At 73.1% G+C, this 17,431-nt stretch carries 20 protein-coding genes; 16 read left to right on the forward strand and 4 right to left on the reverse strand.

The genetic code is table 11. The features are described 5' to 3' along the window. Positions 1 to 16: 16 nt before the first annotated feature. From ACFOX0_RS24425 to ACFOX0_RS24470, 10 genes are all read left to right on the forward strand, one after another. The gene (locus tag ACFOX0_RS24425) at positions 17 to 856 is read left to right on the forward strand and encodes a DUF1684 domain-containing protein (protein WP_377550033.1); all 840 of its coding nucleotides are present in this window, start codon (positions 17 to 19) and stop codon (positions 854 to 856) included. Then, on the forward strand, positions 853 to 2,508 hold the full coding sequence (locus ACFOX0_RS24430; RefSeq protein WP_377550035.1) for an ABC transporter substrate-binding protein: 1,656 nt from the start codon (positions 853 to 855) through the stop codon (positions 2,506 to 2,508). The genes ACFOX0_RS24425 and ACFOX0_RS24430 overlap by 4 nt, the downstream gene beginning before the upstream one ends. Before the next feature lies 1 nt (position 2,509). Next, entirely contained in the window at positions 2,510 to 3,445 is a 936-nt protein-coding gene (locus ACFOX0_RS24435) for an ABC transporter permease (protein ID WP_377550036.1), read from the forward strand. 2 nt (positions 3,446 to 3,447) lie between these two features. Next, positions 3,448 to 4,374, forward strand: a complete 927-nt coding sequence (locus tag ACFOX0_RS24440) for an ABC transporter permease (protein ID WP_377550038.1) — start codon at positions 3,448 to 3,450, stop codon at positions 4,372 to 4,374. After that, positions 4,374 to 6,023, forward strand: a complete 1,650-nt coding sequence (locus ACFOX0_RS24445) for a dipeptide ABC transporter ATP-binding protein (protein ID WP_377550040.1) — start codon at positions 4,374 to 4,376, stop codon at positions 6,021 to 6,023. The genes ACFOX0_RS24440 and ACFOX0_RS24445 overlap by 1 nt, the downstream gene beginning before the upstream one ends. Before the next feature lie 12 nt (positions 6,024 to 6,035). Continuing rightward, positions 6,036 to 7,238, forward strand: coding sequence for an LLM class flavin-dependent oxidoreductase (locus ACFOX0_RS24450; protein ID WP_377550042.1), 1,203 nt, complete (start codon positions 6,036 to 6,038; stop codon positions 7,236 to 7,238). 16 nt (positions 7,239 to 7,254) lie between these two features. Continuing rightward, positions 7,255 to 8,643: an NtaA/DmoA family FMN-dependent monooxygenase gene (locus ACFOX0_RS24455; RefSeq protein ID WP_377550044.1), complete on the forward strand. Its 1,389-nt coding sequence runs from the start codon at positions 7,255 to 7,257 to the stop codon at positions 8,641 to 8,643. Next, positions 8,640 to 9,698: an LLM class flavin-dependent oxidoreductase gene (locus tag ACFOX0_RS24460; protein WP_377550046.1), complete on the forward strand. Its 1,059-nt coding sequence runs from the start codon at positions 8,640 to 8,642 to the stop codon at positions 9,696 to 9,698. The genes ACFOX0_RS24455 and ACFOX0_RS24460 overlap by 4 nt, the downstream gene beginning before the upstream one ends. Before the next feature lie 17 nt (positions 9,699 to 9,715). After that, a complete protein-coding gene (locus ACFOX0_RS24465) occupies positions 9,716 to 10,822 on the forward strand; it encodes an LLM class flavin-dependent oxidoreductase (RefSeq protein ID WP_377550048.1) in 1,107 nt (368 codons plus the stop codon). Positions 10,823 to 11,092: 270 nt separating this feature from the next. After that, positions 11,093 to 11,662: an NAD(P)H-dependent oxidoreductase gene (locus ACFOX0_RS24470; RefSeq protein WP_377550050.1), complete on the forward strand. Its 570-nt coding sequence runs from the start codon at positions 11,093 to 11,095 to the stop codon at positions 11,660 to 11,662. Between the two features lie 164 nt (positions 11,663 to 11,826). Here ACFOX0_RS24470 and ACFOX0_RS24475 read toward each other — a convergent pair whose 3' ends face one another. Then, the gene (locus tag ACFOX0_RS24475; protein WP_377550052.1) at positions 11,827 to 12,504 is read right to left on the reverse strand and encodes an NAD(P)-dependent oxidoreductase; all 678 of its coding nucleotides are present in this window, start codon (positions 12,502 to 12,504) and stop codon (positions 11,827 to 11,829) included. A gap of 93 nt (positions 12,505 to 12,597) precedes the next feature. Between ACFOX0_RS24475 and ACFOX0_RS24480 the strand changes: the two genes are divergently transcribed. Together ACFOX0_RS24480 and ACFOX0_RS24485 are read left to right on the forward strand one after the other, a co-directional pair. After that, positions 12,598 to 12,999, forward strand: coding sequence for a winged helix-turn-helix transcriptional regulator (locus ACFOX0_RS24480; protein WP_377550054.1), 402 nt, complete (start codon positions 12,598 to 12,600; stop codon positions 12,997 to 12,999). A 68-nt stretch (positions 13,000 to 13,067) separates the two neighbouring features. Further along, positions 13,068 to 13,574 carry a hypothetical protein gene (locus ACFOX0_RS24485; protein WP_377550056.1) on the forward strand — a complete coding sequence of 169 codons (507 nt, stop codon included), beginning with the start codon at positions 13,068 to 13,070 and terminating at the stop codon, positions 13,572 to 13,574. Positions 13,575 to 13,608: 34 nt separating this feature from the next. On the opposite strand, the gene ACFOX0_RS24490 is transcribed toward ACFOX0_RS24485, so the two are convergent. Next, a complete protein-coding gene (locus ACFOX0_RS24490) occupies positions 13,609 to 14,196 on the reverse strand; it encodes a TetR/AcrR family transcriptional regulator (protein WP_377550058.1) in 588 nt (195 codons plus the stop codon). A 58-nt stretch (positions 14,197 to 14,254) separates the two neighbouring features. Between ACFOX0_RS24490 and ACFOX0_RS24495 the strand changes: the two genes are divergently transcribed. From ACFOX0_RS24495 to ACFOX0_RS24510, 4 genes are all read left to right on the forward strand, one after another. Beyond that, positions 14,255 to 14,659, forward strand: a complete 405-nt coding sequence (locus ACFOX0_RS24495) for a nuclear transport factor 2 family protein (RefSeq protein ID WP_377550060.1) — start codon at positions 14,255 to 14,257, stop codon at positions 14,657 to 14,659. Between the two features lie 54 nt (positions 14,660 to 14,713). After that, complete coding sequence (locus tag ACFOX0_RS24500; RefSeq protein WP_377550062.1) at positions 14,714 to 15,043, forward strand: ArsR/SmtB family transcription factor; 330 nt, start codon at positions 14,714 to 14,716, stop codon at positions 15,041 to 15,043. Then, positions 15,027 to 15,494 (forward strand): SRPBCC family protein, encoded by a 468-nt coding sequence (locus ACFOX0_RS24505; RefSeq protein ID WP_377550064.1) that lies wholly within the window; start codon positions 15,027 to 15,029, stop codon positions 15,492 to 15,494. Before ACFOX0_RS24500 ends, ACFOX0_RS24505 begins: the two co-directional genes overlap by 17 nt. A gap of 181 nt (positions 15,495 to 15,675) precedes the next feature. Next, positions 15,676 to 15,804, forward strand: coding sequence for a hypothetical protein (locus ACFOX0_RS24510; protein ID WP_377550066.1), 129 nt, complete (start codon positions 15,676 to 15,678; stop codon positions 15,802 to 15,804). A gap of 167 nt (positions 15,805 to 15,971) precedes the next feature. Here ACFOX0_RS24510 and ACFOX0_RS24515 read toward each other — a convergent pair whose 3' ends face one another. Further along, the gene (locus tag ACFOX0_RS24515; RefSeq protein ID WP_377550068.1) at positions 15,972 to 16,388 is read right to left on the reverse strand and encodes an ASCH domain-containing protein; all 417 of its coding nucleotides are present in this window, start codon (positions 16,386 to 16,388) and stop codon (positions 15,972 to 15,974) included. A 286-nt stretch (positions 16,389 to 16,674) separates the two neighbouring features. Beyond that, positions 16,675 to 17,238, reverse strand: coding sequence for a hypothetical protein (locus ACFOX0_RS24520; RefSeq protein WP_377550070.1), 564 nt, complete (start codon positions 17,236 to 17,238; stop codon positions 16,675 to 16,677). Between the last annotated feature and the right edge of the window lie 193 nt (positions 17,239 to 17,431).

Raw genomic sequence — 17,431 nt, forward strand, 5'->3', positions numbered from 1 at the left:
GACCAGGAGGCACCCGTTGAGCACGACCGCACCGACCGTCGTGGACCCGTTCGTCGCGGACTGGCGCGGCTGGCACCGGCGACACGAGCAGGCCCGGGCCGCCCCGGACGGCTTCCTCGCCGTCACCGGGTTGTACTGGCTCACCGAGCGACCCCAACGAATTCCCGACGTCCCGGGACGGTGGCACACCGGGCCGGACGGCGTCGTCGTCGACCTCGCCGACGGCGAGGAACTGACGACCGACGGCCGCCCGGTCACCGGCCGGTACGTGGTGGGCCGGATCGCCGAACGGGCCAGCGTCCTGGTCAACGACTCCGCTGGGGTGGTGGAGATCGGCCGCCGGGGCGGACGGGACATCGTCCGACCCCGGCGTGCCGACCACCCGCTCCGGACCGGCTATCGCGGCACCCCGGCCTACCCGCCGTCACCGGCCTGGGTCGTCGAGGGACGGTACGTGCCGTTCGACGAGCCCCGACCGACCACCGTCGGCGCGGCGGTGGACGGGCTCCGGCACGTCTACCACGCCGCCGGCCGGATTGAGTTCGAGATCGACGGGCTGCCGTTGAGCCTCACCGGGTTCGACGGGCCGTCCCCGGGCAGCCTGACGGTGCTGTTCACCGACGCCACCTCCGGCGTGACCACCTACGCCGCCAACCGGTCGGTCGCCGTACCGGCGCCGGACGAGCGGGGCCGGGTCAGGCTCGACTTCAACCGGGCCACCAACCTGCCCTGCGCGTACACCGACTTCGCTACCTGCCCGCTGCCGCCGGCCGAGAACCGGCTCCCGATCGCCGTCGAGGCCGGCGAGCAGACGCCGCACGAGCGGCGGACGACACCGGAGGTGGGCCGCCGATGATCCGCATCGCCGCGCGCCGCCGTACCATCGTGCCGGTCGGCGCCCTCGTCGCCGGCCTGCTCGTCGCCGTGGCCGGCTGCTCCACCGGGGGCGGTCCGGCCGCCGGCGCGGCCGGGCGGCCGCGCTCCGGCGGCACCGTCACCTGGGCCGTGGAGACCGAGCCCATCACCCTCAACCCGCACCAGTACGCCCAGGCCAAGACCCGCCTGCTGGTCTGGAACACGTTCGAGTCGCTGCTCAGCTACGACAAGGACGGCAGGCTGGTGCCGTGGCTGGCCACCGGCTGGCAGACCGCGCCGGACGGGCGGACCTACACGGTGGCCCTGCGCGACGGGGTCACCTTCTCCGACGGCACCCCGTTCGACGCGACGGCCGTCAAGGCCAACGTCGACAAACTCCGCGAGCCCGGGTACGCCCCGGCCGTCGCCGCCGTCCAACTGCGCAATCTGAAGTCCGTCGAGGTGGTCGACCCGCACACGGTACGGCTCACCCTCACCGCCCCGGACGTGCTCGTCCTGGACTTCCTCGCGTCCCCGCAGGGCGCCCAGGTCTCCCCGAAGTCGCTGCGCGAGGCGAAGAACCTCAAGGCCGGCGGGACCGATCTGGCCGGCACCGGCCCGTTCGTGCTGGACCGCTACGTCCCCGGCCAGGAACTGCACTACACGCGCAACCCCGGCTACGACTGGGCACCGCCCACCGCCGGCCACACCGGACCGGCGTACCTGGACGGGATCACCTACCGCTTCCTCAAGGAGTCGGCGGTCCGGGTCGGGGCGCTCACCTCCGGTCAGGTGCAACTGGTCGAGGGCGTACCGGCCACCGACCAGCCGCTGGTCAGCGCCAACCGGAACCTGCGGCTGACTCGCGCGCTGAACTCCGGCTCGGCCTACTCGTACTACTTCAACACCTCGCACGCGCCCTTCGACGACCTGCGGGTCCGGCGGGCGTTCCGGGAGGCCGTCGACGTGGACACCGTGCTACGGGCGGTCTACCGGGACACCGCCACCCGGGCGTGGAGCGTGGTCAGCCCGTCCAGCCCGCTGTACGACAAACGGCTGCGGGGCAGCTACGGCGGCGACGCCGCCAAGGCCAACGCCCTGCTCGACGAGGCCGGCTGGCGGCAGCGCGACACCGACGGCTACCGGGTGAAGGACGGCCGGCGGCTCACCGTCCGGCTGGTGCAGTCCGCCCCGTACGTGCGGGACCGCCGCGACGTGCTCGCCCAGGCCGTGCAGGCCGCGGTGAAGCAGAGCGCCGGCATCGACCTGAAGGTCTCCCTGGTCGACCAGGGCACCGCCCAGCGGGCGCTGGACACCAACCAGTACGAGGTGTTCGACAACTCCCGCGCCGACACCGACGCCGGGGCCGCGCTGAACCTGTTGCTGCACACCAGGGGCGCGATCAACCGGACCAAGGTCGACGACCCGCGGGTCGACCGGCTTCTCGACGACGGTCAGGCCACCGCCGACCCGGCGAAGCGGGCCGCGGTCTACGCCGAGTTGCAACAGCGGGTCGTCGGCGAGCAGGCGCTGCTGCTGCCGCTCTACGCCCCGGCCGACCAGATCGCCGCCAGCGTCACCGTCGGTGGGGTCCGCTTCGAACCCACGGCCGGCGTGCCCGCGAGCGCGTACGACCTGTGGATCGGGAACTGACGTGGCCCGCTCCCGCGTGCGCGCCGTGACCCGCCGGGTCGGCACCGGTCTGGTGGTGCTCTGGGCCGCCGCCACGGCCGCCTACCTGGCGTTGCTCGCCGCGCCCGGCGACACGGTGGACGCCATCGTCGGCGACGGCGCGGACACCCCACAAATCAGGGCCGAGATCATCGCCGAGTGGGGGCTGGACCGGCCCGCCGTCGTGCAGTACCTCGACTACCTGCGCCGGCTGGCCGGCGGTGACCTGGGCCGGTCGTACCTGCTGCACCGGCCGGTCGCGGAGGTGATCGGCGAGCAACTCGCCCCGACGGTGACCCTGGCCGTCGCGGCGGCCGGGCTCGGCGTGCTGCTGGCCCTCGTCGTCGCCGTCGCCACCGCCGGGCCGCGCCGGCGGTGGTTGCACCGGGCCAGTTCGGGGGTGGAACTGCTGCTGGTGTCCACGCCGGGTTTCCTCATCGGCATCGTGCTGCTGACCGTGTTCTCGTTCCGGCTCGGCTGGTTCCCGGTCGCCGGTGACCAGGGCCCGGCCGCCCTGGTGCTGCCGGCGGTCACGCTCGCCCTGCCGGTCGCCGGGCTCCTCGCGCAGGTGTTACGCGACGGTCTGGACAAGGCGCTGGACGAACCGTTCGTGCTCACCGCCCGGGCCCGGGGCGTCCGGGAGCGGGTGGTGCTGGTCCGGCACGCGCTGCGGCACGCCCTGCTGCCGGCGGTCACCCTGGCCGGCTGGCTCTTCGGGGCGCTGCTCGGTGGCGCCGTCATCGTCGAGCAGGTGTTCGGCCGGCCCGGCCTCGGGCAGGTCACCCTGGCCGCGGTGACCAGCAAGGACATGCCGGTGGTGCTGGCCGTGGTGACGCTGTCCGCCGCCGTGTACGTGGTGGTCAACACCGCCGCCGACCTGGCCTACCTGCTCGTCGACCCGCGGTTGCGAAGGAGCTGACGATGACCGTGACGCTGGGCGACCTGCCCGCCGGCACCGGCCGGCCGACAACCGCCCACGCCGGCGCGCCGGCGGTACCCGAAACCGACACGTCCGCCCCGGTGGTCGTCCGGCCGCCCCGGCGCCGGCCCGGACCGGGCGTGCTGGCCGCCGGGGCGTACCTGGTCCTGCTGGTCCTGGCGGCGGTCCAGCCCGGGCTGCTGGCCCCCGGCGACCCGCTCGCCGCCGACCCGCTGACCGTGCTGTCGCCGCCCGGGGCGGCGCACTGGTTCGGCACCGACCACCTCGGTCGGGACGTGTTCACCCGGGTGGTGCACGGTGCCGGGCACTCGCTCGTCATCGGGGTGGCCGCCACCGCCGTGGCGGTCACCGCCGGGGTGCTGCTCGGGCTGGCCGCCGGCCTGGCCCACCGGTTCGCCGACGAGGCGCTCAGCCGGTCCTTCGACGCGCTGTCGGCGTTCCCGATGCTGCTGCTGGCGTTGCTGTTCGTCGCCGTCGCCGGCCCCGGCACGACCAGCCTGATCGTCGCCATCGGCATCGCCACCCTGCCGCACCACGCCCGGGTGGTCCGGGCGCAGACCCTGTTGGTCCGCCAGGCCGGGTACGTGGAGCAGGCCGTCACGTTCGGGCTGTCCCGGCCCCGGTTGGTGCTGCGGCACGTGCTGCCCAACGTGGTCGGCCCGGTGCCGGTGCTGGCCGTGATCGGGCTCGGTGAGGCGGTGCTCGCCGCCGCCGGGCTCAGCTTCCTCGGAATGGGACCGCAACCGCCGTCGCCGGAATGGGGCGCGATGCTCTCCGAGGGCCGCAACTACCTGCAGGTGGCCTGGTGGAGTTCCATCCTGCCGGGCGTGGCGGTCACCCTCACCGTGGTGGCCCTGACCGTCGTCGGGCGGCACTGGCAGGCCCGCTTCGACGGGCGGCAACGCTGATGACGCCCCTGGTCGCGGTCGAGAACCTGCGCGTCGACTTCACCACCCCGACCGGTACGGTGGCCGCCGTCCGCGGGATCAGCTTCACCGTCGAGCCGGGCGAGTGCGTCGCGGTGGTGGGCGAGTCCGGCTCGGGCAAAAGCGTCACCGCCCGTACCCTGGTCGGCCTGACCGGGCCCGGGGCGCGGGTCCGCGCCACCCGATTGGAGCTGGCCGGGCGGGACGTGCGGCCGCACCGGCCGCAGGACTGGCGGCGCGTGCGGGGCCGGCTCGCCGGTCTCGTCCTGCAGGACGCGCTGGTCTCGCTCGACCCGCTGCGCACCGTCGGCGCGGAGATCGGCGAGGTGCTCGCCACGCACGCGATCGTCGGCCGCCGGGAACGCGCCGGCCGGGCCGCCCACCTGCTCGACCTGGTGCACGTGCCGGAGCCGGAACGCCGGGCCCGGCAGTACCCGCACCAACTCTCCGGCGGGCTGCGGCAGCGGGCGCTGATCGCCTCGGCCATCGCCGGCGAGCCGGCCCTGCTGATCGCCGACGAGCCGACCACCGCGCTGGACGTCACCGTGCAGGCGCAGATCCTACGGCTGCTCGCCGAGCGGCGGGCCGACGGGCAGAGCCTGCTGCTGATCAGCCACGACCTGGCGGTGGTCGGGCAGCTCGCCGACCGGGTGCTGGTGATGCGGGACGGTCAGATCGTCGAGGCCGGACCGACCGCCCGGCTGCTGGAGTCGCCCGGGCACCCGTACACGCGTCAACTGCTCGACGCGGTGCCGTCGGTGGCCTCGCGCGGGCGGCGGCTCAGCGTGCCGACCCGGCTGCGCCCGGACTGCGTGGGACCGGCGCTGGCCCGTCCGCCGCTGCCGGTCCGGCCGGAGGTCCGACCGGACGACACCGTGCTCGCCGCGGTCGACCTGACCAAGCGGTACGGCACGCACACCGTCGTCCGGGACGTCTCGTTCACCATCGGCCGGGGCGAGACGCTGGGGCTGGTCGGCGAGTCCGGCTCCGGCAAGAGCACGGTGGCCCGGATCGTCGCCGGCCTGCTCGCCCCGGACGGCGGCTCGGTCACCTTCGAGCGGACGCCCTGGTCGGGCGTGCCCGAGCGGTTCCGTCGACCGCTGCGCCGCCGGCTGCAGGTGATCTCGCAGGACCCGCTGAGTTCGTTCGACCCGCGCTACACCGTCCGGCGGGTGGTGGCCGAGAACCTGGACGCCGACGTCGACCGGGCCGGGCGTATCGACCGGGTGGTGGACCTGCTGCGCCGGGTCGGTCTCGGGCCGGACCTGCTCGACCGGCACCCCCGTGCATTGTCCGGCGGCCAGCGGCAACGGGTCGCCATCGCCCGCGCGCTGGCCCCGCGGCCCAGCCTGCTGGTCTGCGACGAACCGGTGTCCGCGCTGGACGTGTCCGTGCAGGCACAGGTCCTGGACCTGCTGGCCGAGCTGCGGGCCGCCGACGGGACCGCGCTGCTGTTCATCTCGCACGACCTGGGCGTGGTGCACCACCTGGCCGACCGGGTGCTGGTCATGCGGGACGGCGTGGTGGTGGAGCAGGGGCCGGTGGGCGACGTCTTCAGCTATCCCCGCCACGACTACACCCGCGCGCTGCTCGACGCGCTGCCGTCGCTGGTCACCACCGGTCGAGCGTAGGAGGAACCTGACATGCGCGACACCCTGCACCTGGCCGTCGCCCTGGACGGGCTCGGCTGGCATCCGGCCGCCTGGCGGCTGTCGCGCGCGCCGGCCACCGCGCCGTGGTCGCCCCGCTGGTGGGCGACGCTGGTCGGCGAGGCCGAGCGGGCCGCCCTGGACCTGGTCACCCTGGAGGACAGCCTCGACCTGCAGTCGACCCGGCTGGACGGGCCGGACGGTCGGATCGACCAGGTCCGGGGCCGGCTCGACGCCCTGCTGGTGGCGGCCCGGATCGCCCCGCTGACCCGGCACATCGGGCTGGTGCCGACCACCAGCGTCACGCACACCGAGCCGTTCCACGTCTCCACCGCCGTGGCCACCCTGGACCACGTCAGCGGCGGTCGGGCCGGCTGGCGACCCCGGGTGTCCGCCCGCCGCACCGAGGCGCGGCACGTCGGCCGCCGGGACATCCCTCCGCTGGACCCGGCCCGGCTCGACGACCCGGCGACCCTCCGGCTCGTCGGCGACCTGTTCGCCGAGGCCGCCGAAGCGGTCCAGGTGGTCCGCCGGCTCTGGGACAGCTGGGAGGACGACGCGGAGATCCGGGACGTCGAGACCGGTCGATTCGTCGACCGGGACAAGCTGCACTACGTGGACTTCACCGGCCGCTGGTTCTCGGTCAAGGGCCCGTCCATCGTGCCCCGGCCGCCGCAGGGGCAGCCGGTGGTCGCGGCGCTGGCGCACTCCTCGGTGCCGTACGCCTTCGCCGCCGGGCACGCCGACGTCGTCTTCGTCACCCCCACCGACGCCGGGCACGCCGCCGCGATCGTGACCGAGGTACGGGCGGCCGAGGCCACCGTCGGGCGGACCGATCCGCCGCTGCGGGTCCTGGCTGACCTGGTCGTGCTGCTCGACGGGACCTCCGGGGCGGCCCGGGATCGTCGGGCCCGGCTGGACGCGCTGGCCGGGGCCGAGTTCGTCTCCGACGCGGCCGTGTTCGCCGGCGCGCCGGACGAGCTGGCCGACCTGCTCGCCGAGTGGCACGAGGCCGGCGTGGACGGTTTCCGGCTGCGACCGGCCGTGCTGCCCGACGACCTCACCGCGATCACCCGCGCCCTGGTGCCGGCCCTGCGTGAGCGGGGGCTGTTCCGGGCCGGCTACCCCGGCGGGACGCTGCGCGACCTGCTCGGCCTGCCCCGCCCGGCCAACCGGTACGCCGCCGTGACCGCCTGATCCCCTGGAGACCGCCGTGCCCAAGCAGATCATCCTCGCCGCGCACTTCCCCGGCGTGAACAACACGACCGTGTGGAGCGACCCGGCCTCCGGCAGCCACATCGACTTCGCCTCCTTCGTCCACCTGGCCCGCACTGCCGAGCGGGGCCTGTTCGACTTCTTCTTCCTCGCCGAGGGGTTACGCCTGCGGGAACAGCGCGGACGCATCCACGACCTGGACGTGGTGGGGCGGCCCGACACGTTGACCGTGCTGTCCGCGCTCGCCGCCGTCACCAGCCACCTGGGGCTGGTCGGCACCCTGAACGTCACCTTCCGGGAGCCGTACGAGCTGGCCCGGCAGCTCGCCACGCTGGACCACCTGTCCGGCGGGCGGGCCGGCTGGAACCTGGTCACCACCTCCGACGCGTTCACCGGGGAGAATTTCCGCCGGGGCGGTTACCTGGACCGGTCGCTGCGCTACGAACGGGCGGCCGAGTTCCTGCGTACCGCCCGGACGTTGTGGGAGTCGTGGCCGGCGGACCCGGTGCCGGGCGACCGGGACGGCGGTCGGTACCTGTCCGTGCCGGCGCCCGGCGCGTTCACCCACCACGGCGAGCAGTTCGACATCGCCGGCCAGTTCACCGTGCCGCGCACCCCGCAGCTGCACCCGGTGATCCTGCAGGCCGGCGACTCGCACGACGGGCGGGAGTTCGCCGCGGCCGGCGCCGACGCCATCTTCTCCCGGCACGGCACGCTGGAGGACGGCCGGGAGTTCTACCGGGACGTCAAGTCGCGGCTGGCCCGCTACGGCCGGCGCCCTGACGACCTGAAGATCATCCCCGGGATGACCTTCGTGCTCGGCGACACCGACGCCGAGGCGCAGGAACGCGCCCATCACATCCGTCGCCAGCAGGTCAGCCCGCAGACCGCGATCCTGCTGCTGGAACAGTTGTGGAACCGGGACCTGTCCGGTTACGACCCGGAGGGCCCACTGCCCGCCGAGAACCCGGACACCTCCGACACGGGCATCAGCCAGGGCCGGGCCGGCAGGTACGCCGACCGGATCGGCACGGCGCGGCAGTGGCGGGCGCTGGCCGAGGAGAAGGGGCTCGGCATCCGCGACCTGATCATCGAGGTCACCGGCCGGCAGTCCTTCATCGGCACGCCGCAACGGATCGCCGAGCGGATGGACCACTTCGTGCAGTCCGACGCCGCGGACGGTTTCATCCTGGTGCCGCACCTGACCCCCGGCGGGCTGGACGAGTTCGTCGACCGGGTCGTCCCGCTGCTGCAGGAACGCGGCGTCTTCCGGACCGCCTACACCGGCACCACCCTGCGCGAGCACCTCGGCCTCGGGCCGGCCCGCCCGGTGTCGCCGGACGCGCCGTCGCCGGTCACCACGACCGTCCGCGAGGAGGCCGCGTGAAGTTCCTGCTGATCACCCTGATCACCCACCTGCCGGACCCGGTCACCGGGCGGCTGCGCAGCACCACGGCCCGGTTCCGCGACGTCGTCGAGGGTGCCGTGCTCGCCGAGGAGTTGGGCTTCGACGGCTTCGGCGTCGGCGAACGCCACGAACGGCCGTTCATCTCCTCGGCGCCACCGGTGGTGCTCAGCCACATCGCCGCGCGGACCAGCACCATCCGGCTGTTCACCGCGGTCACCACGCTCAGCCTGCTCGACCCGGTACGCGCCTACGAGGACTACGCCACCCTCGACCACCTCTCCGGCGGCCGGCTCGAACTGATCATCGGCAAGGGCAACGGCGCCGCCCAGGCGCAGCTGTTCCACGTCACCGCCGCCGACCAGTGGGACCGCAACCGGGAGGGCTACGAGCTGTTCCGCCGGCTCTGGCGGGAGGGCAAGGTCACCTGGTCCGGCCGCTACCGCCCGTCGCTGACCGACGCGCAGACCTGGCCCCGGCCGTTGCAGCAACCCGTCCGGGTCTGGCACGGCAGCGCCACCAGCCGCGAGTCGGTCGAACTCGCCGCCCGGTACGGCGACCCGATCTTCTCGGCCAACGTCACCAACCCGGTCGAGCCGTACGCCGACCTGGTCACCCACTACCGGGAACGCTGGGTGCACCACGGGCACGACCCGGCCGACGCCCTGGTCGGCGCGGGCACCGCCGGCTTCTACGCGGCGCGCACGTCGCAGGAGGCGCTCGCCACGTACCGGCCGATCTTCGAGGCCCGGGTGGCCGCGTTCCGGCGGCTCGGGGTGGAACCGGTCTTCCCGACCCTGGAGGACGCCGTGAAGCGCAGTTCCCTCCTGGTCGGCAGCCCGCAGCAGATCGTCGACAAGGTGCTGCGCTACCACGACCGGCTCGGTCACGAGGTGATCCACCTGTCGGCCGACGCGGACGGGCTGACCGACAAGCAGCACCGGGAGAGCCTCGAACTGTTCCAGGCCGAGGTGGCGCCGGCGCTGCGTCGACAGGTCCCCAGCCGCCCCTTCCCCGCCCCCGCCGTCGCGGCCTGACCAGGAACGGAACCACCATGTCAGCCACCCCGTTGTCCATCCTGGACCTGTCGCCGGTGCCCGCCGGCGGCACCGTCGCCGGCGCGCTGCGCAACACCGTCGACCTGGCCCGCCAGGCCGAACAGTTCGGCTACCACCGGTACTGGCTGGCCGAACACCACCTGGCCGCGGGCGTGGCCAGTTCCGCGCCGGCCGTCCTGATCGGGCAGGTCGCCGCCGCCACCAGCGCCATCCGGGTCGGCTCCGGCGCGGTCCAGGTCGGCCACCGCACCGCGCTGGGCGTGGTGGAGGAGTTCGGCACCCTGGACGCGCTCTACCCGGGCCGCATCGACCTCGGCCTGGGCCGCTCCGGCCAACGCCGCACCGAGCTGGCCGCCGAGGCGCCCGGGACGGGTCCGGCCGGGGCTGAGTCCTCCCCCGCCGGGGACCCGGCGCCGCCCACCGAGGAACGGGTGGTCGGCGGGCTGCTCATCCCGCCGCCGTTCTGGTACGCCCACCTGGTCGGCTCGCCCCGCTTCGCGCTCGCGAGCGCCTTGCTGCACCAGCCCGGCGCGCAGCCGCCGCCGTTCGCCGGACAGGTGGCCGACATCCTGGCCCTGCTGCGCGGCGACTACCGCGACGCGGACGGTCTCGACGCGCACGCCGTACCCGGCGAGGGAGCCGGCGTACAGGTGTGGCTGCTGGGCAGCAGCGGCGGCGAGAGCGCCCGGCTCGCCGGCGCGCTCGGGCTGCCGTTCGCCGCCAACTACCACGTCAGCCCGGCAACGGTGCTGGAGGCGGTCGCCACCTACCGGGCCGCGTTCCGGCCGTCGGCGGCCCTGAACCGACCGTACGTCTCGGTGTCGGCGGACGTCGTGGTCGCCGACACCGACGCGCGGGCCCGCCGGCTCGCCAGCCCGTACCCGGCGTGGGTGCGCAGCATCCGCGGCGGTGGCGGCGCCATCCCCTTCCCCAGCCCGGAGCGGGCCGCGGCCGACACCTGGACCGACGCGGACCGCGACCTCGTCGACGACCGGGTACGCACCCAGTTCGTCGGCGCACCCGACACGGTCACCGAGCGGCTGCGGGTGCTGCGCGACGTCACCGGGGCCGACGAGCTGCTGGTCACCACCATCACCCACTAACACGCCGACCGCGTCGCCTCGTACGACCTGCTGGCCAAGGAGTGGCTGCGATGACCGCGCCCCTGACCGTCCGCTGGTTCCTGCCCACCTACGGCGACGGCCGGGACGTCTGCTGTGGACGCACCGACCGCCGCCGCGGAACCTCGCCCCCGCCGGCGTCCCGTTCGCCCCGGCCGCACCGGTCGATTTGGCGCCCGGCGGTACGTACCGCGCCGCCGACGGCACCCGTGCCGCGCACGCCGCCAGCACCACCGACAACCGGAGAGAGTCATGACCACAGCCAGCGTCGACGTCGTCGAACTGATCGGCAATCCCCGCCCCGGCTCCCGCACCCGGCTGCTCGCCGACGCGATCGTCGGCGAGCTGACCGACCGTCTCGGCTGGACCGGCGGGCCGCAGGGCCGGCTCCGGATCCTGGAGCTGGCCGAACTCGTCGGGGTGTCGTTCGGGCCCCGGCCGGGCCGGGCGGTCGCCCCGGTGGACGACCCGTTCGCCCCGGTCCGGGCCGCCCGGCTGCTGGTGGTGGCGACCCCGGCGTACAAGGGCACCTACACCGGCCTGCTGAAGATATTCCTCGACCAGTTCGGTCCGGACGACCTGGCCGACACGGTCGCGCTGCCGGTGGTCGTCGCCGCGTCACCGGCGCACGCGGACAACGCGGCGCGCGCCCTGCGTGACCTGCTCGCCGAGTTGGGCGCCGAGCTGCCCGTACCGCCGCTGGCCGTGCTGGAGTCCCGGCTCACCGCGGCGACGGCGGTGGCCGCCGAATGGGCCGCCGAACATGCCGGACAACTCGCCGCCGCGCTCGGTCACCGGCCGGCACCCGCCCGGGCCAACTGACCAACCGATCCGAGGCGCACCCGCAGGCGTACCCGTGGAAGGTCCGGCGGATCGCGTACCCTCGCCTGCCTGACCGCACGGTCGCCCTCGGCGGTGGTCCCGAATAGTCGGCCTCCTTGCCGGCCCGGCTCAGCACCGGGTGGGGTGCGGTCGCCGCCGGAGCTCTACTCGCCGGAGACCGAGACGCGGGTCCGGTGGTGCCGGGGGTGCTCGATCTCGTCGACCACGGCGACGGCGAGATCGGCGTAGGACAGGCCGACCAGGCCGGACCGGGGCACCGTGTCGCCGCCGATCCGGTACCGGCCCAGTCGCGGGGCCGTCGCGTCCAGGTTCGCCGGCGGGGTGAGCATCAGCCAGTCGACCGTGGTCTCCGCACCGCGCAGTCGATCGAGGCCGGCGGTGTGCGCCAGGGCGAACGGACGAAGCTGCTCGGGGAACGCCGCCGGGTCGTCCAGGATCAGTTGGCCGTCCTCATTACGCAGGTTCGCGAACAGGCCGACGACCACGAGGCGCCGCACGCCGGCCCGGGTCATACCGGTCAGCAGCGCGTCGACGGCCTTGACGAAGAACTGTTCGTCGAGCCGACCGAGGGCCGCCAGTGCCGCCGGGCCCGAGGCGGGCGAGACCGCGCTGATCACGGCATCGTGATCACGGGAGATCGTGAACGTCGAGTGTGGATCCGTGACGTCGGCCTGGACGACCGAGACGCCGGCCGCCGCGAGGTCGTCCGCCGCGGGCGGATTCCGGACGGCGGCGGTGACCCGGTGACCCCGGGCCCGCGCCTCGGCGGTGATCGCCCGTCCGGCCCTGCCGCCCGCCCCGAAAATGGCGATACCGCTCATGGTCCTGCCCCTCTGTCAGCGCTCGAACTCGACGCCAGGGACGGTATCCACGAGATACTGGTTACCGCAAAGATACCGGGATAGCGTCTGCGCATGGCGGAGCTGGATCCCGAGATGTTCGACCCGATGTGCCCGTCCGGGGCGCTGCCGTTCCAGATCGGTGACAAGTGGACCGGAATGGTGGTGCTCTGCCTGGAGCACGGGCGTCGGCGGTTCACCGAGATCCGCGTACCGCTGCGCGGGGTCACGCCCAAGGTCCTCACCCAGACCCTGCGGGCGATGGAACGGGACGGCCTGGTCGTGCGGACCGCCTACCCGGAGAACCCGCCCCGGGTGGAGTACGAACTGACCGCGCTGGGACGCAGCCTGCTGACGCTGATCGAGGCGGCGCGGGCCTGGAGCAGGGATCATCTGCCCGCGTTGCTGGCGGCCCGGCAGCGACACGAGCGGGCCCTCGACACCGTGCCGGTGAGCGACCCGCAGGCTTCGAGATGACGCCGCCCCCGACGGATGCCAACCAGGCGGGAACGGGCACCACCGAGTCCGGGGGCCGTCTCGTTCTGGTGACCGGTCAGGAGGGTGCCGGTAAGTCGACCATCCTGCGCGCCCTGCTCCCCCGTACGCCCGAGGGCGCCCGGATCGACGCGGAGGACATCGGCCAGACCAACCCCTGCCCGATGGACGACCGGTTCTTCGACCTGCTGCGCCGCAACGTCGCCGGGCTGGTCGAACGGTTCTGGGCCGCCGGCTACGTCAACGTCGTCGCCGGCAGCTTCCTCCGGCACCATTCCGATTACCTGGCCTTCCGCCGGCTGCTGCCGCGTCCGGCCGCAGTGTTCATGGTGGAACTGCTGGTCGACAAGCACGTACGCGACCGGCGGCGAGTCACCCGGGCGAAGCGGACGACCCAGCGGTGGCGCGACATGGTCGACCTGATCCCGGAGGACCGGACCATCCGGGAGGCGACCGATGCCGACTACCGGTACGTCGGCGTGGACACGACCGGGCTGGACGTCGCTGCGACGGTCCAACAGATCATGGATGCCGTCCCCGAGATCTACCGTCGGTAGTGGAACGTTGCAGACGCCCCGACCGGAAGTGCCGTCAGCCGGTCCGCTCGTGGTCTTCCGTACCGGTGGTCGGGGCGGCGAGGCCGGCGCGCAGGAACCCCACCAGCCGACGCGCCTGGGCGGTGTCGGCGGCCAGCGCCGCGCCGCTGGCCAGCGTCAACACGTCGGTGACGGTCACGTCGGGCCGCAGTGCCGGCCGGGCGCGCCGTACCAGATCCGCGGCGGTGGCGGTGATGGACGCGTGCCACGCCTCGAACCGTTGGCCGCGGCGGCCGCCCGGCCCTTCGGTCGCCGCCAGGGCCAGGGGGCGCTTCGTCGCGACGTGGACGACGAACTCGTCGAGCCAGGTGAAGAGCGCGTCCAGCGGTGACGGCGCATCCCGCAACCGGGCACCGCGCCGGCACAGTTCCGCCACCTCGTCGGCGTAGACGGCGGCCAGCAGGTCCTCCCGGGTGGGGAAATGCCGGTACAGCGTCGCGTTGCCGACGCCGGCGCGGCGGGCGACCTGGTCCAGGGTGATCTCGCTGCCGGCTTCTTCCACCAGTTCACGGGCGGCGGCGAGCAGTGCCGTGGTGTTGCGCGCCGCGTCGGAGCGGGGGCCGCGCTTGCTATCCGGGGACATCCCCACTTACGGTACAGCAATCAACCGGGGAGTTCCCCACTTGAGCCGGGGAGGCATCGTGCCGCTGACCGCCGACGACCGGACCACCATCACCGATTTGATCAACCTGCATGGTCACCTGACCGACCGCGGCGACTTCGACGGGCTGTCGGCGCTGTTCGCCGACGACGTGACGTACGACGTGACCGCCCTGGGCGGGACCGTCATGACCGGGTTGAGCACCATCAAGCAAGCCAGCCTGGCCATGGACGAGACGGCGCACCCGGTCGCCCATCACGTCACGAACGTCGTGCTCCGGGAGACCGCGGAGGGCGTGGTCCACGCGCTGTCCAAGGGGTTCGGCGTCATGGTCGACGGGTCGGTCGGCAGCGTCACCTACGAGGACACCGTCGAGCGGGGGCGCGCGGGATGGCGGATCACCCGTCGGATCGTCCGCCCCCGCCGCCGGCCCCTGCATCCCTGATCTCCGACACGAGCCGGTTGACATGTGACCTTCTGGTCACCTATTTTTTTCGTGGTGGACGACGATCTGGTGTTCAAGGCACTCGCGGACCCGACCCGTCGCCTGCTGCTGGATCTGCTGTTCGAACGCAACGGCCGCACGCTGACCGAGTTGGAGTCGGCCGTGGAGATGACCCGGTTCGGCGTCATGAAGCACCTGCGCGTGCTGGCGGACGCCGGTCTCGTGGTCACCCGCCGGTCGGGCCGGGAAAAGCTGCACTTCCTCAACCCCGTACCGATCCGGCTCATCCACGACCGCTGGATCGACAAGTACACCGCCGGTCCCGCCTCGATGCTGGCCGGACTCAAGAAGGCACTGGAGGAGCCCGATGACCGCGAATCCTGACCTGACCACCCAGATCTACCAGGTCTTCATCAAGACCACCCCGGAGCGAATCTGGCAAGCCATCACCGAGCCCGACCAGACCCTGCTCTACTTCCACGGCGCGCGGATCACCAACACTCCCGACCGGCACATCGCGCTCGGACCGGACGGCTCCACCTGGGGCGACGGGGCGGTCCTGGAATGGGACCCGCCGCGCCGGCTCGTGCACGAGTGGCGGTCGCTCTACGACCCGGAACTCGCCGCCGAGCAGCCGAGCCGGGTCATCTGGGACATCGAGCCCCACCCCGGCGGGCTGTGTCTGCTCACCCTCACCCACGACCGGCTCGACGGGGCTCCCGGCACCGCGAAGAGCGTCTCCGGCGCCGGTTGGACGCTCGTGCTGAGCGGTTTGAAGACTCTCCTGGAGACCGGCACTCCGCTCGTTGACCTCGCGGCGGGAGAGCAGGCATGAGCGGGACCCGGAATTACATCTACAAGTTGATCCCGCCGCGGCCGACCTTCTTCGTCGACCAGACCGAGGACGAGCGGGCGGTGATGACGGAGCACGCCGCGTACTGGTCGGAACCGCTGGCGGCCGGCACCGTGGTCGTGTTCGGACCGGTGCTGGACCCGGCCGGGTCTGGGGTCTCGCCGTGGTGGAGGCGGCAGACGAGGCGGACCTCGACCGGATCGCCGCGAGCGACCCGGTCGTCAAGGCTGGACTCGGCACCGTCGAGACCTACCCGATGCCGATGGCCCACGTCCGGTCGACCGTGAGATAGCGCGGCGGCCCCGAACACGCGCCGCGGTCGGTCACGTCGCCGCCGACAATGCCGCGTCCACCAGTGCGCTCACGCCCAACCCGGCGCCGAGGCCGCCGACGACGTAGCGCCACGGCGCAAACGAAACGACCCGTGGTCCTGGGCCCGTCATGCCGAGGACGGAGGAGTCAGATTGCCTCGACCAGCCGGAACCGCTCCAGCACCGCCGGCGTGTCGTCGTCCACGGAGAAGTTCGGATCACCCAGCCAGCCCCGGTAGTCCGCGCCGTGCCAGTACTCCTCGTGGCCGGCCCGCCAGGCGGCGACCGAGTCGTGTCCCTCGCCCTCGTTCCGGGCGTGGTCGAGGTCCACGTCGCCGAGCCGGCAGATCCGTACCTCCGTCAGTTCGATCACCGCGACCCGGCGGCCGGCGGAGTCCACCACCGCCGCCCGCGCTCCCACGACCGGCAGCGGCTCGCCGTCGAGCTCGTAGTCCTGTAGCAGGCCGGTCGTGGTGGTCTTGGAGCCGTCGAGCACGGCGGCGACCAACCTGTCACGCAGTGGACCGGGGAACGCGAACTCGAACGTGGGCAGCTCGGCGGGCATTGCTGAAGGATAGCGGGGAGGCCGGGGCTTTCCGCTGCGGGTGCGCGGCTGCTGCCACCAGAGCACCGACCACCAAGCCGATGGCGGTGACGATGATCCGAGGCCAGACCCCGTCCGCGTTGTCGCGCCACGGCCAGCGAAATCCGGCGGCGACAATCGCACCCGAGAACCCCAGGAGATCTGCCGCTGCCGCGCCCGCCAGTCCCAGCCAGCCGCTTCGAGCACGGTCACAGCGCGCAGAATAGTCCAACCGGTACGTGACCGACAGGGAAAGATCATCCCGTTGTCACTCGGCCTGCGGCGCTGGGCCAGGAGCCTCGGTCGGCATCGCGGGACCCGACACCCCGTTGACGAACCGGTGCCGCCCCGCGTACCGGACGAAGGCCCGGATGACCTGGTCCGGCGAGTCGGCGAGCGAGTCCAGACCCAACAGGACGACCGACGGCCGGCCGTCGACCGTGTTCCGGTACTCCGCCGCCACGCCCAGGTCGGCGTCCGCCGTCGGCACCAGCAGCAGCCGCGGCGCGTCGGTGCCGTCCGACGGTCCCTGATGCGGCTCCAGGACCATCGCGTCGACCGAAGACCACGGTACGGACCGGTTGATGCCCGCGACCCGCAGCCGCAGGCCCGACTCGTCGAGGACGATCGGGGTGGGGCGGAAAGCCGAGGCGACCAGGGCGACGCCGACCAGGAAAGCCAGCAGGCCGGCAACGAGCAGCGCCACCGATCCCACCGGTATGAACAGGAGCCGCAGCTCCCACCCGTTCTGGGAGGCCCACATGACGCCGAGACCACCCACGAGGAAGAAGGCGATCCAGAAAAGCTTGGGGCGGGCGCGGCGAAGCTCCATCGAGAACTCCTGAATTCGGGCCGGTCGCGCTATTCGTCAACGGCCGCAGAGTAAGACGCCGAGAAGTTAGCCTCGGTCTTTCACGGCGGTCGGGATCTTGATGGTTGGGAAGGGTCTGTAGAGACAGCGAAGTGCCTACCACGTAAGGAAAACTGATCGGTGTCGAGTCGTTCAGAGTTCCGCGCGCGGAAGG

The organism is Micromonospora zhanjiangensis, from assembly GCF_042650605.1.
GTDB lineage: Bacteria > Actinomycetota > Actinomycetes > Mycobacteriales > Micromonosporaceae > Micromonospora_J > Micromonospora_J zhanjiangensis.